Raw genomic sequence first — 13187 nt, forward strand, 5'->3', positions numbered from 1 at the left:
CTCGGCGCGCTTTGATGCTACCGCAACCTAGGCTGCCGGCGGGCGGTATCGGATCGACTTCGCTCTTTCCAGGGCCAGGATCGTATCCTCGACTTCGAGCAGCACGGTGGTCTCGATCGAGCTGAGCGCGCCGCCGGCGCCGATCGCAAGCGTGACGGCCGCCATCGATACGTTGTCAGGCGCCTCCCACAAATTCCATCCGTCATGCTCGCCGAAGGCGTACCAGAACCCATGGAGTTTGCCGCCCACGGATTCGATGTAGCTGCGTGCCGCCTCGCGGCGATCCTCAGGCTTTTCGATCATGCGCGCCCAGGTCTCGGGCGTGTAGCTGAAGCGTGTGAGATACATGGCCATGGTCTGCTTCCTCCGCCAGACCGACTGAGTAAACGCTTAAGCCAAGAGGAAGGCGAGTCACTCAATGTGCGTATCCAATGGAGGGTGCCGGGGGACGGCCCGGCGGCGAAGAGGGCGCCGCCGGGACCAGCTGTCAGGCCTCGATGATGTAGACAACCGTCAGAGCATTCGGATCGACGATAACGATCCGGCCATCCGCAAGGATGAAGAAGCGATAGCCTACATACTGCGGAACGATCTTGACGATGCGTGGGGGCAGTGGTTCAAGCCGGACTTTCTTCGGGATTTTCACCCCGACGGAGACCGTGAAGTCCACTTCCTTCACCGGCTTGACATGGACCTCCTTTACGACCGTTCGAATTTCGGTCTGCTGCTCGACCGAGATGTTGACGTTGGTTTTGGTGTTCGTCTGGTTGTTGGTCGTCGTGTTGTTGTTGACGTTGGTTTCGGACGAGCTCTTGTTTGTCATCGTCGCGTTCTGATCGCTCGGCTGCTTCGACGTATCGCCGCTCTGCGTGGTGGTGGTGCCGGATTTGGCGGCGGGCTTCTGTTCGGTCGTGGTGGCGCCGCTGGCGTCCGGCGATGCGGGCTTGGTTTCCGTCGAAGCCTTGCCCGAGGGGCTTCCACTCGTCGAACCGTTGTCGTTCGAAGGCTGTTCAGCGCTCTTTTTCATGTCGGAGCCCTGGCCGGATTTCTGTTGCGTCGTCTGGCCCTTGCCCTGCGGGCAGGCTCCGGAAGCATCGGGGGTGCAGTCGGTCTTGCCGGAGCCGGCCTGCGAACCGGAATCCGTGCTTTGAGAACCGGACTGGGTCTGGCCGCTGCTCTTGGTGGCGTCCTGCTGGGCCGCGGCCGGCAGTGTGGCAAGCGGCGACACGCTAAGCGACAGCACTGCCAGAAGCATGGTGAGATGGTTGCTTTTCATGATCAATCTCCGAAGTTCGAACGCGCGATGCCGCCTGCACCCTCATGTGTGACATGCGCGCCCTGATTGGAATGGCGGCTTTGCCGCCCAGGGGTCATTCGATGACCTGGATAACCGTCCGCGAGGAAGGTTCGACGATCACACGCTGATCGTTGACGATCGCGTATGCATATTTCGGATCATCGGGAATTGGCGTCACGACGACGGTCTCCGGCAGGGGTTGCCCGACGACAACCTTCTCCTTCGCCACGACGCGCTCAGCCGGGGCGGGAGCCTGCTCGACATAGGTCACCACCTTTGACGGCGGCGGATCGATGACGCTGCCTGCGACGCCGCCGACAATGCCCCCGACGGCGGCACCCACCGGGCCGCCGACGATGGCACCCGTCGCGGCGCCACCGACCGCACCTGTGACCGTCGACTGCTGCGCAAAGGCAGACGCCGATGCCAGCAGGATGCCAGCGGCAGTTGTTACTGCTTTGATATTCATTTATTGCTCCATTGATGCGGTTGGTTCCGCTGGAGTGCCAACCGGCTAATGGAGGAACGGTTCCGGAGTTAGGTCTTCAGGCCGGGGCTTTAGCCGACCTTGGTCCCAGCCGCCGACTCCTCGCTACTGCGTCGGGAAACGGCTCAGCATCCGGTCGTGGACATTCTCCTGGCCGACGATCATCGCCGCCAGCGAGATGGCTTTCTCGCGGTCGGCGGGCTTTGTAATATAGCCTTCCAGCAGCACGACGGGACCGAGCATCCTGACCTCGATAGCGCTGCTGTCGATGTCGGGATCAGCGGAAAGGGCTGCTTCGATTGTGGCGATGGTCGCTGCCGAACTGTGGCCTTGCGGACAGCGCTCTTCGTGGTTGTTGTTGTCAGGGCCGAACTTCATCTCCTCCTCCCGTTCCGCCCCTCCACGGACCTGCAGGTTACATGACTCTGTTATATGAACAGCAGGTGCCGCCCTTCCAGTCCGACTTAGGTCCGGCTTTTCCCCGGCATCACCTGCCTTAGATGCTTCCCGTCCGATTCAAGGGACATCTCAGGAAGGTTTTGGTCTGTCGCGAAACACCGCCGAGACCTCCTGGCGAAGCGCCAACCTGCCGATCCAGGCCCCGCGTTTCAGGGGATAGGGAAGGCTTCTTGTGAGGGTAAAGCAACGAATGGCAATACAGACGGTCGGTATCGTGGACTGGCACACAAGCGAAGACTTCGCGCCTCTGATGCTTGTAATGGACGGTCAGGAAAAACACAGGCTGGTCCGGTCGCTCGGCGAGGTCGCCGGCGCGCTTATCGCCGCCTGGCCGACGGATGACGGCCGGGAATATATAGCGGCTGTAAAGACCTGCCTGGACGCGATCCAGGGCAATATTTCGCCCCATGTAGCGCGCGCCGCACTCATTCGCGCCGCGGAGGAAGCCGGAATACGGGTGATCGCGGTTGTTCACTGAGCCAGTGAGATGTTGCCTGAGGCGGCGGCATTTGTACGGCGGCATGAAATGGTGGGTCGGTGTCTTGAGGTATTGTGGATCGCACAGAGCATAGGGGTGCGCGCGGAGACAGGAGAGGCTCCCTCTGCGCGATCCGAAGCAAGAAACGCCCGCGGGCCGTAAGAGTTTCCGTACGGTGCCGTACGGAGCAAAGTACTTCTGCAAAATAAAGCCCCGCTGACTTGCGGGGCTGCAAAGAGTTGGAAAGGACAAATGCGAGGTCGACCGAGCGACGATCACATTCGCACTCCTAACGCACCGGTACTGAAGAAGTTCCTGCGACGCATGATCTATCAATACGGATCTTGAGCACTGGGCGATTGATGATATAGTTCAAACTTTGCGTTGAAACTTTTTGATCGCTCTGATCTGATCGCGAAGAGAGAGAAGAGCATCTCTGTTATTGCCGCGTCGCCATCAGCTCTCCGCCATTGTCCCTACAGCAACTGAGCAATTCTCTGACGCAAGCCTAGAAACGCCTTCTATCGTTTTCCAGTGGTCAACCCTCCGGGAGCGACGAAAACCGGCTGGCGTCGAACGGACCTGTGGCGGCGACCGGAACGGGATTCTCGTCTGAAGCCGCGACATGCGCTTCGCGATGAACCGTGCGGGGAGAAAGGCGAGGCGCGCTCAAGCCAAACGCCGCCCCGGGAGAATGCAGCGCCCATTGCATCAGCGCCGCTTCGGACGTCGATCCAAGGAAATCTGCTTCTTCCCAAGACGCGATCATCGGCAGGGAGGCGATCATGTCAACGTCCTGCCTGGAGGTCTGCTGTGCGCCGACGACGGGATGGAAGCGCGCGTGAGCCGGCGATGCGGGCGGCCGTTTCTCCGGAAGGGCTGCAATCGGGCCGATCGAGGCAGTTTCCAGCCTGTCGTCCGCGCCCGCGTCCTGCGCAACGGCTGACGGGCGCATCGCCGGTATCGGAATCGGGAGAGATGAAAGATCCGAAGCAGAGCCTTTGTCATCCCGCTCGACCGCGCCGGTCTGCTGCGCGAGCGCATTCAAGGCCCGGCTCTTCGGCGCCGGCAGCAGCGCCGTCACCAGCTTGCCGTCCTTGGTGTCGCCGCTCGGCGTGCTCGACGCCGCCACGTCTTCGTCTTCTCCGGCGGTGCTGGCGATCTCGATCGCGGTGGCACTGACGCGCTTCCTGTAGTTTGCAACCGCCTGGTTATATCCCGGCAGCGGGCGGCCATCGGCCGGAAGATGCATCGTCTTCCCATTCGGGAATATGCGCGCGAGTTCCTGCCGGGACATGCGGGGCCAGGCCCGGACATTGCCGACGTCGAGATGCACGAAGGGCGATCCCGAGGTCGGATAATACCCGACACCGCCGACCTGCATCTGCATGGCAATGGCACGCAGCGTTGAAAGCTTCACGCCGGGAACGTAGAAATCCATCGCCTTGCCCAGCATGTGCTGGCTCTTCTTGGCGACTCCAGTGCTGCGCGAGCGATTGCGCAGCATGTTGTTGGTGGCAGGGGACCGATAGGCGGAGACGACGTGGATATAATCCTTGCCGCCGCTCTTCTTGTACACCTCCCAGACCAGGTCCAGCAGCCGCGGATCCATCCGCGTCGGCTCGTTCCTTCGCCAGTCGCGCAGAAACCGGTTGATCTGAGACAGGCCCTTGGGATCGAACTTTCCATCCCGCTTGTAGGTAATCGTGGCCCTTTCGCCCGTATGGGTAAAGAACAGCTTCAGCGCCCGATCTTCCGCTGAGGCGAGGGACGCAGAACCGATAAGTGCCGGCAGCGCAAATAGAGCCGGCAGAATGGTCTGCGATGCGAAGCGTTTGGCACGCGACAGGAGCGCGGCAATTCCGCCCAAGGCTTCACCCGATAAACCCTGTGAATACTTCAACACGAACAAACCCGTCCCACACCAAACACTCGGACGACGCGCGGGAACGCCGCATCCATCAGGCTCAGTAAAGCCAGTTTATGGTCAACAAATTCCTAACGATCAGTTGCGCAAGCTTGGCGTCTCACCGCTTAATTCGATGGAGAAGCGGAAGAGGTGGCGTTCGGCTGAGAACTTGCCGTTCGTTCGGCTTGGCTGGCGTGCGGCGGTACCAGGAAATCGAGCAGGCCGTCGCTGCGTAGATCGGCGGTTCTCTTTTCCAGAATGTCACCAATCAAGGTTGTCAGAAATTCTGCTGTCATATGGTTCCAGTCTGTGATGAACGGAACACCCTTGCTGCTGGTGAGGCATTTCTCCTTGTCGTAATCGCAGTGAAGCTTGACGATATCGACATAGGTGAACGCAAGATCGGAAGGGAACAACGGCAATTGCGCCAAAGGCTGGTTGGCCGGCGGATAGCTCGCTTCCCGCAGGCATATGGAGGCATCGGATTTTCTCTGAAACATCAGCCCCAGGCACGAGTGCGATTCGTCGAGCTGGAAATAGTTTCCGAAAACGAAAACGCGCGCGTTATCCGAGTGGCTTTTCATCCAGGAAATAAGCTCGAACCTGAACGCGTTGGCGGTGTACTCGAAAGGCCGAAGGCTCGTGAGGAAGATCGCTTTCGTTCGGCTGAGCAATGATTTGTCGTTGATATATTGTTCAAAGGGAATGCAGTATTTGTCGTAAATGCTGGCGCGAGAGGGGGCTTTGACATTATCGTTCTTGATCTCGACCATGCAGTTCAAATAGCTGAGGGCCACGACTTGATACCGGTCGGTATCGATGTAATTTTTCAGCGCAATCGACCAGTTTCTGGCGTGCGAGTCCCCAATGATGAAGATCACGGGCTTCTCAGCTTGAATGTTGTCGTTCAAGCTTAAAAACGTGCTTTCGAGCCGTGCTTCGTTCGCCTGCGCGAGAGGTGAATAGACGTCATCCAACCTGTGAGGAAAACCGGCCATCATGATTGCTGAAAGGACAGCAGCCGCGATGGTTGCAACGGATGAGCTTAAGGTGACCCAGAGAGCGCGGCTTCTCCTGCTGTGGCGAAGGGGCTTTTCGACGACGACAAAGCTGACGACTGAGACCAGGACCGTCACCGTGATGGCGAGAAACTTGTCGCTGTTGCCGAAATCCAAGCTCGTCAGCCGCCAGAAGGCGAAGACCGGATAATGCCACAAATATAAGGAGTAGGACACCAATCCGGTGAGCGCCGCAGGCCGAGAAGCCAACAGGCGCCCGATTGCGTTCTCGCGGCTGGCGAATGCGAGCACCAGACAGGTCCCGAGAACTGGAATCACAGTGACCCGGCCAGGATGAACCGTACCCTTTTCAAACAAGATGAGTGAACCAACAACGAGGATAAGCCCGGCCGCCGCGAGCAACGGCTGGGGGCGAGGCCGTCCACGCCGCACCTCGTAATAGGCGAGCAGTGTTCCGGCCAGCAGTTCCCAGGCCCGGGTGAGCGGCGAGTAGAAGGCCTGTTGCGGATCGTGCCGTACCGTGACGAAACAGAATACAAAGCTCAGGGCTGCCGCGACCAACACGCACGGCAAAAACCTGGATTTCAGGTATCGGCGCACGATCAGCAACAAGACCGGAAACCCAATATAAAATTGCTCTTCGACGCTCAACGACCAGGTGTGAAGAAAAGGCTTGAGAAGGGTATTGGGCTCCCCGTACTGCGCGGCGGTAAAATAAAAATAGATGTTCGATCCAAACAGGAGCGAAGAGCCTATGGAGTTCGCGTAGTCAGTGAGTTCCAACGGCAACAAAAAATAATAGGCGAAGGGCATCGTCGCGAAAATGACTGCGAACAATGCAGGCAGAATTCTTCGGGCACGCCGGGCATAGAATTTGAGGAAATCGATACGTCCCGTCGCTTCGATTTCTGTCAGCAAAATCCGGGAAATCAGGAAGCCGCTGATCACAAAAAACACATCGACGCCGATGTATCCACCCTGAAGCAACGTGTGGCCGGCAACCGTGAACTCGGCGTGATAGAGAATAACCGCTATCACCGATATGGCCCTTAGGCCGTCAATCTCTGGTCGGTAAACCTTCAAGCGTACTGCCTTCGATATCGAGAGGGTAACTCTGGTCGCGCGCATCAGTGGCGCTTTCGGGGCTGCCTAGCACAGAGATCTTGGCGGGAGAACAGTAGGGCCTGCTAAAAGGTTTGGGGGCGGGGTCGATTCCGACCTTAATTTTCTGCGCTGTTGTAGTTCAGCATTCCGGAACCCTCCTCAACGGACAATCAGAAGAAGCGACGCAACTGCTATCATCTTCGCACCAGACAGGATTGATTTCTGACGCGCCACTGAGGGCGCTCAGCCTTGCTGAGGAGGGTCGCGCGGAGCGTCGCTTGGGAGTGGACCGGAAAATTGCCTCCGCACGACCCAACTCTGGGTGGATCGCCGAGAGGAAGGCATTATGCGATCTGAAGTACTGGCTTTCTCCCGCGATCCGGTGAGTTAACCTGTATTGTCCAATGCGGTTCCGGTACGATTCTGGACAAACAGCGCCCCGCAGCTTAGCGGGGGTTGGCACAGTGGGGTTCTTTTGAAGGAATCGCGCACCTGGGCGCTGCAAATTACTTTGCACGAGCTCAGAAATTTTTCAAAAATATTACTTTTAACGGTTCTGCGTTCACAAATGAATTTTCAACCAGTGGGAATATTTTTCGATTTCGCACGAAAACACAAATTGACTTCTACTTGCAGTAATATCTCGTAACATTGAGGTGGGTGGGCTGCTCAGCGATCACTTTGCTATACCCCGAGCATTGTATCTCCTGTGCGTTGGGCGGCCATCCCCTATTCGACCTCAATCACACCAATCGTTGCGTCGCCTCGGGCTCCAGCTGCGAGCGAAGCCTTCCACAAGGAGCTTCTTCCCGATCTCTTCCCCATTCGTTCGATAGATGTTTACGAGGGAGTGGGGAGGGGATCATCGCCAAGGATCGGAACAGCACCTATCGGAGCGGCCGAGGCGGCGAGTGACTGAAGATCAAATGCATCCAGAGCGACAGCTTCGCGATCATTGGATATGAGAAGTCGACAGCCTCGTTCGGCGGCATCGGCAGGCTTCTGCTCGCCGCGCGCAAAGGAGGGCAGCTCGTCTATGTCCAGGCAATGAGAAATGGAACATGAACTGCCGCCACACATTATGTGCTTGCAGCTTGGCTCATTTCATCTTGAAGGAGATTTCACATGAATAACCTAATCTGGCTCGTCGGCGCCGTAGTCATCGTACTCGCTATCCTGAGCTTCTTCGGCTTCCGTTGAGAAAGAAGTGCGGCGGCTCAACTGCACCATCCATGAACGCAGGAGCACGCCGCTACGCCGGACGAAGAACCCGACCGGCGCAGCATCTTATATGGGGAGCATTAGCAGTGACTTAAATGCCTGCTGTCCGACTCTCTGTGGGATCGAGGCTGTTCCGTCGAACTCGGGAGCCTCAAATGTCCACGGTTGGCGGCGCGCTCAAACAGAAATGGCGAAGGCATGATGACTAAGCTCGCTAGGCCGCTCCCGTACGGCTGGATGAAGGTAGAGGTGTAAGTAGACTGCTTAGCTGTCATCATTTCGCACGTAGGTGCTCGCCATAATACGGTTTAGGCACTTCCATCAACATCGCATGATCGGCAAATCAGCTCGCGAACTATCTGCGATCCGGCTGGCGGCGTCTTCAGGGAGGGTGACGGTGTCGCGCGTGGTCATGGCCGGCCGTAACCGTTATTCCGACGGGTTGGAGAAGCCGCGGTAGAAGCGTGTCGGCTTCAGCAGCGAACTGGTGATGTTGGCGACGATCGCCCCATCCGCCTCGCTCTTCGCCTTCGCTTCCTGCCACTCACGATCAGCGATGAATTCGGCCCATTTCTGCTCGCGCTCCGCCAGCGACCGCCATTCGAGCAGATAGGTCAGATCGTTGCTGGAAGAACCGATCATCGTCGTCCAGAAGCCGAGTGAGCGGATGCCGAGGCGTTCCCAGATCGCCAGCGTCGCGGTCTCGAAACGCTGCTGTAGTGCCGGCAGCCTCTCCGGCAAACATGTATAGATGCGCAATTCGTGGATCATTGTATGCTCCTCATGCGGGATGCCCTTTGGAGCGTCCTCAAACCGCTCTCGGAAATGAAGGGTAGTTTACGAAATTCCGTAAGGCAATCAATGGTTCCGCGGTGCCCCTCAGATCCGCGATTTAAGAGATTTGGCTGAACCGCTCAGATCGTAAGTGTCGTCATCTTCCATGTCAGCGATGTCGTCAGCCAACACTTCAGCTGCTCGGATAGAATGGCAGCCAGATTGTCGAGAGGCATGGCAAGGTCAGGGTCGCTGCCATTGGCATCAAGGCAAATCCGCCGCAAGGAGCAGTTAAATGCACATAACTCGCATCGAAAGAACAACTGCCGGGCCGGACGATTTTGGCGGCGACGTTATCTTTTGTTTTCGTGTGACAACCTCGTGCCAGGTTGCGCCAAAGATCTCGCCCCGCCACAGCTAAACGGCGAAGTGAGGCATGAGAGATGTGGACAAGGCTATTGGAGCTTGATTCCTATATGCTTCCTGCAGCTTTTCGCCGCTGATGCAAATCCCGAAAATGCCTGAAAAAATTGGCGCACCCGACAGGATTCGAACCTGTGACCTTTGGAATCGGAATCCAACACTCTATCCAGCTGAGCTACGGGTGCATGCCGAAGGCGGTTTGAATCGCCTGTCCGATGGGTGGTTCTTAGCCTAGCTTGCGGCCGGCTTCAATCGCGAAATTCTCGGAAATACCGATGCTTGCAATTTGGCGCGCGTTTTTATCCGTCAGCCTGCGGAATGCCACATAAAAACTCCGCCGGCCTTGTGGGCGGCGGAGCTTGGTTGTCTAGGGCAGGGCGCCGGCGGTCAGATCTGCATGGCGCCGGGGCCGGGGATGGCTTTCGGCGGCACCTTGCCGAGGATGATCATGCCGAGCACCTCGTCCTTGGTCACGTCCTCGGTGCGGGCGTGGCCCACCACCTGGCCGTTCTTCATCACCGAAACGCGGTCGGCGAGGTCGAAGACATCGTGGATGTCGTGGCTGATGAGGAAGATGCCGATGCCTTCCTTCTTCAGCTGCTTGATCAGCTCGCCCACCTGCGCCGTCTCCTGCGGGCCGAGGGCCGCCGTCGGCTCGTCCATGATCAGGATGCGGGCGTTGAAGAGGATGGCGCGGGCGATCGCCACCGATTGCCGCTGGCCGCCCGAAAGCGCCTTCACCGGCTCCTTGAAGCGCTTGAAGTTGGGGTTCAAGCGCCCCATCACCTCGCGCGCCGAGGCTTCCATCGCCACGTCGTCGAGCGTGCCCCAGCGGGTCTTCAGTTCACGGCCGAGATAGAGGTTGGCGGCGGCGTCGACATTGTCTGCCACAGCAAGCGTCTGGTAGATCGTCTCGATGCCGTATTTCTTGGCATCGCGCGGGTTGCGGATCTCGGCCGGCTCGCCATTGATCAGGATCTCGCCGCCATCGCGCTTGTAGGCGCCGGAGAGGATCTTGATCAGCGTCGATTTGCCGGCGCCGTTATGGCCGAGCAGGGCCACCACTTCGCCGGGGTAGAGATCGACCGAGGCGTTGTCCACGGCGTGGATGCCGCCGAAGGAGATCGAGATGTTTTTCAGTTCCACGAGGGGAGTGCGTTGATCAGCCATATCTGGAGCTCCTCTCACTTGGCACGGGCGCGGTAGACGGTGTCGAGCCAGACCGCCACGACAAGGACGGTGCCGACGACGACGCTCTGCAGCGGTGTGTCGACATGCGCCAGCACCATGCCGGATTGCAGAGACTGCATGACGAGCGCGCCGAGCATGGCGCCGGCGATGGTGCCGGTGCCGCCTGCCAGCGACGTCCCGCCGATAACGGCGGCGGCGATGGTGTAGAGCTCGTCGAGCGTGCCCTGCGAGTTGGTCGCGGCGTTGAGGCGGGCGGTGGAAATCGCCGCCGCAATGGCTGCGAGTACGCCCATCAGCGCGAAGATGCGCACCGTCACCCAGCGGGTCTTGATGCCGGCAAGTTCGGCCGCCTCGGGGTTGCCGCCAATCGCGAAGACATAGCGCCCGAAGCGCAGGCGGGTGGCGATGAAGGTCATGATGATGCCGACGACGATGGCGATCAGCACCGGCACGGCGATGCCGTAGGGAATATCGAGGCCGGTTTCCGGCCAGGGGATATTGTTGGTCTCGGCATATTTCTTGGCGATATTGATCGGCCAGTAATAGCTGTTGGCGATCGAGACGGCGCCGAGGATCAGCACGCAGCTCAAGGTCGCGAGAAAATATTCCGCCCAGATCGGCCGGCGCGGAAAGCCAAAGCGGCGGCGCTGATGGCGCGAGCCGATGATGCTGGCGATGACGAAGAGGCAGGCGGCGATGCCGACGACCCAGCTCCAGGTCGCGCCGATCGAGCCCTCGGCGCCGCCGCCCATGATGCGGAAGGTCTGGTCCATGGGGGCAACCGTCTGGCCGCTGGTGACGAGCCAGGTCGCGCCGCGCCAGACGAGCAGGCCGCCGAGGGTGACGATGAAGGAGGGAACGTTGAGGAAGGCGATGATCATGCCCTGGAAGGTGCCGATCAGGCCGCCGGCAATGATGCCGATGAGCAGCGTGACCACCCAGGTGAAGGGGCTGTCGAAGCCGATATATTCGGGCAGGATCTTCGCCTGCGTCACACCCATGATCATGCCGCAGAGGCCGAGCACGGAGCCGACCGAAAGGTCGATGTTGCGGGTGACGATGATCAGCACCATGCCCGTCGTCATGATCGCGATGTCGGTCGTCTGGACCGAGAGGTTCCAGAGATTGCGCGGGGTCAGGAACAGGCCGCCGGTGATGATGTGGAAACCGATCCAGATGATGACGAGCGCGCCGATCATGCCGAGCAGGCGCGTGTCGATCTCGGTGGCGCGGAAGAAGCGGCTCACCGGATTGGCTTCCGCCGTTCGCGGCCCGCTTGAGGTCGTTGATTTTACCATTTCGGCCATGGGTTTGCCGTTCCCCCATTCTTGTTTGGACGGCTGCGCCAGCATGCGAGAGGCTGCCAAAGGCGTCATTCGTCTGTCTTCAACTGACCATCGCGATGCTTCCGGAAGCCGGTCGCGTGGCGTCGCGACGCTCTTCCGGCAGGGAATGCAAGTCTGCGATGGTGCGGCGAGGCGGAGAAAACTTCGTCGTTGGAATTCCCGTCCGCATCCGGCGCCGCAACGGTATCCGCTGCGGCGCCGGTTATTCTAATTCAAAGCTGGCCTATTTGCAGGCAGCAACCGTGCCGGCTTTGACGCCCTGGCAGGCTTCAGCCTTGGAAATCCAGCCGGCGTCGATGACGACGTTCAGATTGTCCTTGGTGATGGCAAGCGGCTTCAGGAAGACAGACTGCATTTCCACGCCCTTCGGCCCGCCCTTGAAGGCCTGGGCGCCGTCGATCTTGCTCATATCCTTGCCGCCCGCGAGGTCGAGAGCGATTTCAGCGGCGCGCTTGCCGAGTTCGCGGCTGTCCTTCCAGACGGAAACCGTCTGCGTGCCGAGCGCGATGCGGTTCAGCGCCGCCTTGTCGCCGTCCTGGCCGGACACCGGAACGGAGCCGGCGAGGCCCTGGGCGTCGAGCGCTGCGATCGCGCCGCCGGCCGTGCCGTCGTTGGAGGCGACGACAGCGTCAACCTTGTTGTTGTTGGCGGTCAGGAACTGCTCCATGTTGCGCTGAGCATTCTCCGGCAGCCAGCCGTCGGTATAGGCTTCGCCGACATTCTTGATCTTGCCGGCGTCGATCGCAGCCTTCAGCACTTCCTGCTGGCCCGAGAACAGGAAGTCGGCGTTCGGGTCGGAAGAAGAGCCCTTGATGAAGACGTAGTTGCCTTCCGGCTTGGCTTTGAAGACGCCCTCGGCCTGCAGGCGGCCGACTTCCTTGTTGTCGAAGGTGATGTAGAAGGCAGCCGGGTTTTCGATCAGCCGGTCGTAGCCGACAACCGGGATGCCTTCGGCCGCGGCCTTTTCGATCGCCGGGCCGATGGCGTCGGAATCCTGGGCAAGGATGATCAGCGCATTGGCGCCCTGCGAGATCAGCGATTCGACGTCGGTGAGCTGCTTGGCGGCCGAGGACTGCGCGTCAGCGGAAATATATTTGGCGCCCTTGGCTTCGAGAGCCTTCTTGATGGCGGCTTCGTCGGTCTTCCAGCGCTCTTCCTGGAAATTCGACCAGGAAACGCCGACGACGAGATCGGCAGCCATGGCGGCAGTATGCACGGAAACGAGAATGGCAGCCCCTGCCATCAGTTTCATAATAGACTTCATAAGTGTCCTCCCGAGTGAGTTGCGACCGGCCCAGCCCATGCTTCCTCCGGCCACCGCGAAAGCTGTCGAGATTTTTTTCTCGACAGTCGAGAAATTAACTGTCAGAGATTTTTTCAACTGTCAACTCTGCATCGCCGGCTTAATTCGCTTGCGCAAAAGCGACCGGAGATGCAGGGGAAGGTGAGGGCGGATGAAGAGCATGATGCCGAAAACCG

11 protein-coding genes, 1 tRNA gene and 2 pseudogenes are annotated in these 13187 nt (G+C 59.2%); 2 read left to right on the forward strand and 12 right to left on the reverse strand.

Annotation, left to right across the window (positions count from 1 at the left end; translation table 11 throughout):
* Positions 1 to 27 precede the first annotated feature (27 nt).
* The 4 genes from J7U39_RS02975 to J7U39_RS02990 form a co-directional block, all read right to left on the reverse strand.
* Positions 28 to 354, reverse strand: a complete 327-nt coding sequence (locus J7U39_RS02975) for a GYD domain-containing protein (protein ID WP_210630292.1) — start codon at positions 352 to 354, stop codon at positions 28 to 30.
* Positions 355 to 487: 133 nt separating this feature from the next.
* Positions 488 to 1276, reverse strand: a complete 789-nt coding sequence (locus J7U39_RS02980; protein ID WP_210630294.1) for a DUF1236 domain-containing protein — start codon at positions 1274 to 1276, stop codon at positions 488 to 490.
* Positions 1277 to 1370: 94 nt separating this feature from the next.
* Entirely contained in the window at positions 1371 to 1766 is a 396-nt protein-coding gene (locus tag J7U39_RS02985; protein ID WP_210630296.1) for a DUF1236 domain-containing protein, read from the reverse strand.
* A gap of 123 nt (positions 1767 to 1889) precedes the next feature.
* The gene (locus J7U39_RS02990) at positions 1890 to 2162 is read right to left on the reverse strand and encodes a BON domain-containing protein (RefSeq protein ID WP_210630298.1); all 273 of its coding nucleotides are present in this window, start codon (positions 2160 to 2162) and stop codon (positions 1890 to 1892) included.
* Between the two features lie 277 nt (positions 2163 to 2439).
* Here J7U39_RS02990 and J7U39_RS02995 point away from each other — a divergent pair, with 277 nt between their 5' ends.
* Positions 2440 to 2721 (forward strand): DUF982 domain-containing protein, encoded by a 282-nt coding sequence (locus J7U39_RS02995; protein ID WP_210631579.1) that lies wholly within the window; start codon positions 2440 to 2442, stop codon positions 2719 to 2721.
* Between the two features lie 538 nt (positions 2722 to 3259).
* On the opposite strand, the gene J7U39_RS03000 is transcribed toward J7U39_RS02995, so the two are convergent.
* The 3 genes and pseudogenes from J7U39_RS03000 to J7U39_RS31650 all read right to left on the reverse strand — a co-directional run.
* Positions 3260 to 4627 (reverse strand): DUF882 domain-containing protein, encoded by a 1368-nt coding sequence (locus J7U39_RS03000; RefSeq protein ID WP_210630300.1) that lies wholly within the window; start codon positions 4625 to 4627, stop codon positions 3260 to 3262.
* A 128-nt stretch (positions 4628 to 4755) separates the two neighbouring features.
* The gene (locus tag J7U39_RS03005; RefSeq protein ID WP_210630302.1) at positions 4756 to 6732 is read right to left on the reverse strand and encodes an acyltransferase family protein; all 1977 of its coding nucleotides are present in this window, start codon (positions 6730 to 6732) and stop codon (positions 4756 to 4758) included.
* A gap of 760 nt (positions 6733 to 7492) precedes the next feature.
* A pseudogene (locus J7U39_RS31650) lies at positions 7493 to 7615 on the reverse strand (thermonuclease family protein); the annotation flags it as partial.
* Between J7U39_RS31650 and J7U39_RS31655 the strand changes: the two are divergent.
* A pseudogene (locus J7U39_RS31655) lies at positions 7609 to 7794 on the forward strand (ATP-dependent DNA ligase); the annotation flags it as partial. The pseudogenes J7U39_RS31650 and J7U39_RS31655 sit on opposite strands and share 7 nt — an antisense overlap.
* Before the next feature lie 609 nt (positions 7795 to 8403).
* Here the strand turns inward: J7U39_RS31655 and J7U39_RS03010 are convergent.
* The 5 genes from J7U39_RS03010 to xylF all read right to left on the reverse strand — a co-directional run bounded on the left by J7U39_RS03010 (position 8404) and on the right by xylF (position 12972).
* Positions 8404 to 8745 carry an NIPSNAP family protein gene (locus J7U39_RS03010; protein WP_138393473.1) on the reverse strand — a complete coding sequence of 114 codons (342 nt, stop codon included), beginning with the start codon at positions 8743 to 8745 and terminating at the stop codon, positions 8404 to 8406.
* A 534-nt stretch (positions 8746 to 9279) separates the two neighbouring features.
* Positions 9280 to 9356: transfer RNA gene (locus tag J7U39_RS03015), tRNA-Arg, on the reverse strand.
* A gap of 202 nt (positions 9357 to 9558) precedes the next feature.
* The gene (locus tag J7U39_RS03020; protein ID WP_085738045.1) at positions 9559 to 10341 is read right to left on the reverse strand and encodes an ATP-binding cassette domain-containing protein; all 783 of its coding nucleotides are present in this window, start codon (positions 10339 to 10341) and stop codon (positions 9559 to 9561) included.
* 14 nt (positions 10342 to 10355) lie between these two features.
* Entirely contained in the window at positions 10356 to 11669 is a 1314-nt protein-coding gene (locus J7U39_RS03025) for a sugar ABC transporter permease (RefSeq protein ID WP_210630304.1), read from the reverse strand.
* Between the two features lie 262 nt (positions 11670 to 11931).
* On the reverse strand, positions 11932 to 12972 hold the full coding sequence (gene xylF, locus J7U39_RS03030; protein WP_085860222.1) for a D-xylose ABC transporter substrate-binding protein: 1041 nt from the start codon (positions 12970 to 12972) through the stop codon (positions 11932 to 11934).
* Between the last annotated feature and the right edge of the window lie 215 nt (positions 12973 to 13187).

This window comes from Rhizobium sp. NLR16a, assembly GCF_017948245.1.
Classification (GTDB): Bacteria; Pseudomonadota; Alphaproteobacteria; order Rhizobiales; family Rhizobiaceae; genus Rhizobium.

Bases quoted from the DNA above. Each gene is read 5' to 3' on its own strand.
- J7U39_RS03010 (WP_138393473.1), bottom strand. From the start codon at position 8,745: ATGATCCACGAATTGCGCATCTATACATGTTTGCCGGAGAGGCTGCCG.
- J7U39_RS03020 (WP_085738045.1), bottom strand. From the start codon at position 10,341: ATGGCTGATCAACGCACTCCCCTCGTGGAACTGAAAAACATCTCGATC.
- J7U39_RS02980 (WP_210630294.1), bottom strand. From the start codon at position 1,276: ATGAAAAGCAACCATCTCACCATGCTTCTGGCAGTGCTGTCGCTTAGC.
- J7U39_RS02975 (WP_210630292.1), bottom strand. From the start codon at position 354: ATGGCCATGTATCTCACACGCTTCAGCTACACGCCCGAGACCTGGGCG.
- J7U39_RS02990 (WP_210630298.1), bottom strand. From the start codon at position 2,162: ATGAAGTTCGGCCCTGACAACAACAACCACGAAGAGCGCTGTCCGCAA.
- J7U39_RS03025 (WP_210630304.1), bottom strand. From the start codon at position 11,669: ATGGCCGAAATGGTAAAATCAACGACCTCAAGCGGGCCGCGAACGGCG.
- xylF (WP_085860222.1), bottom strand. From the start codon at position 12,972: ATGAAGTCTATTATGAAACTGATGGCAGGGGCTGCCATTCTCGTTTCC.
- J7U39_RS02985 (WP_210630296.1), bottom strand. From the start codon at position 1,766: ATGAATATCAAAGCAGTAACAACTGCCGCTGGCATCCTGCTGGCATCG.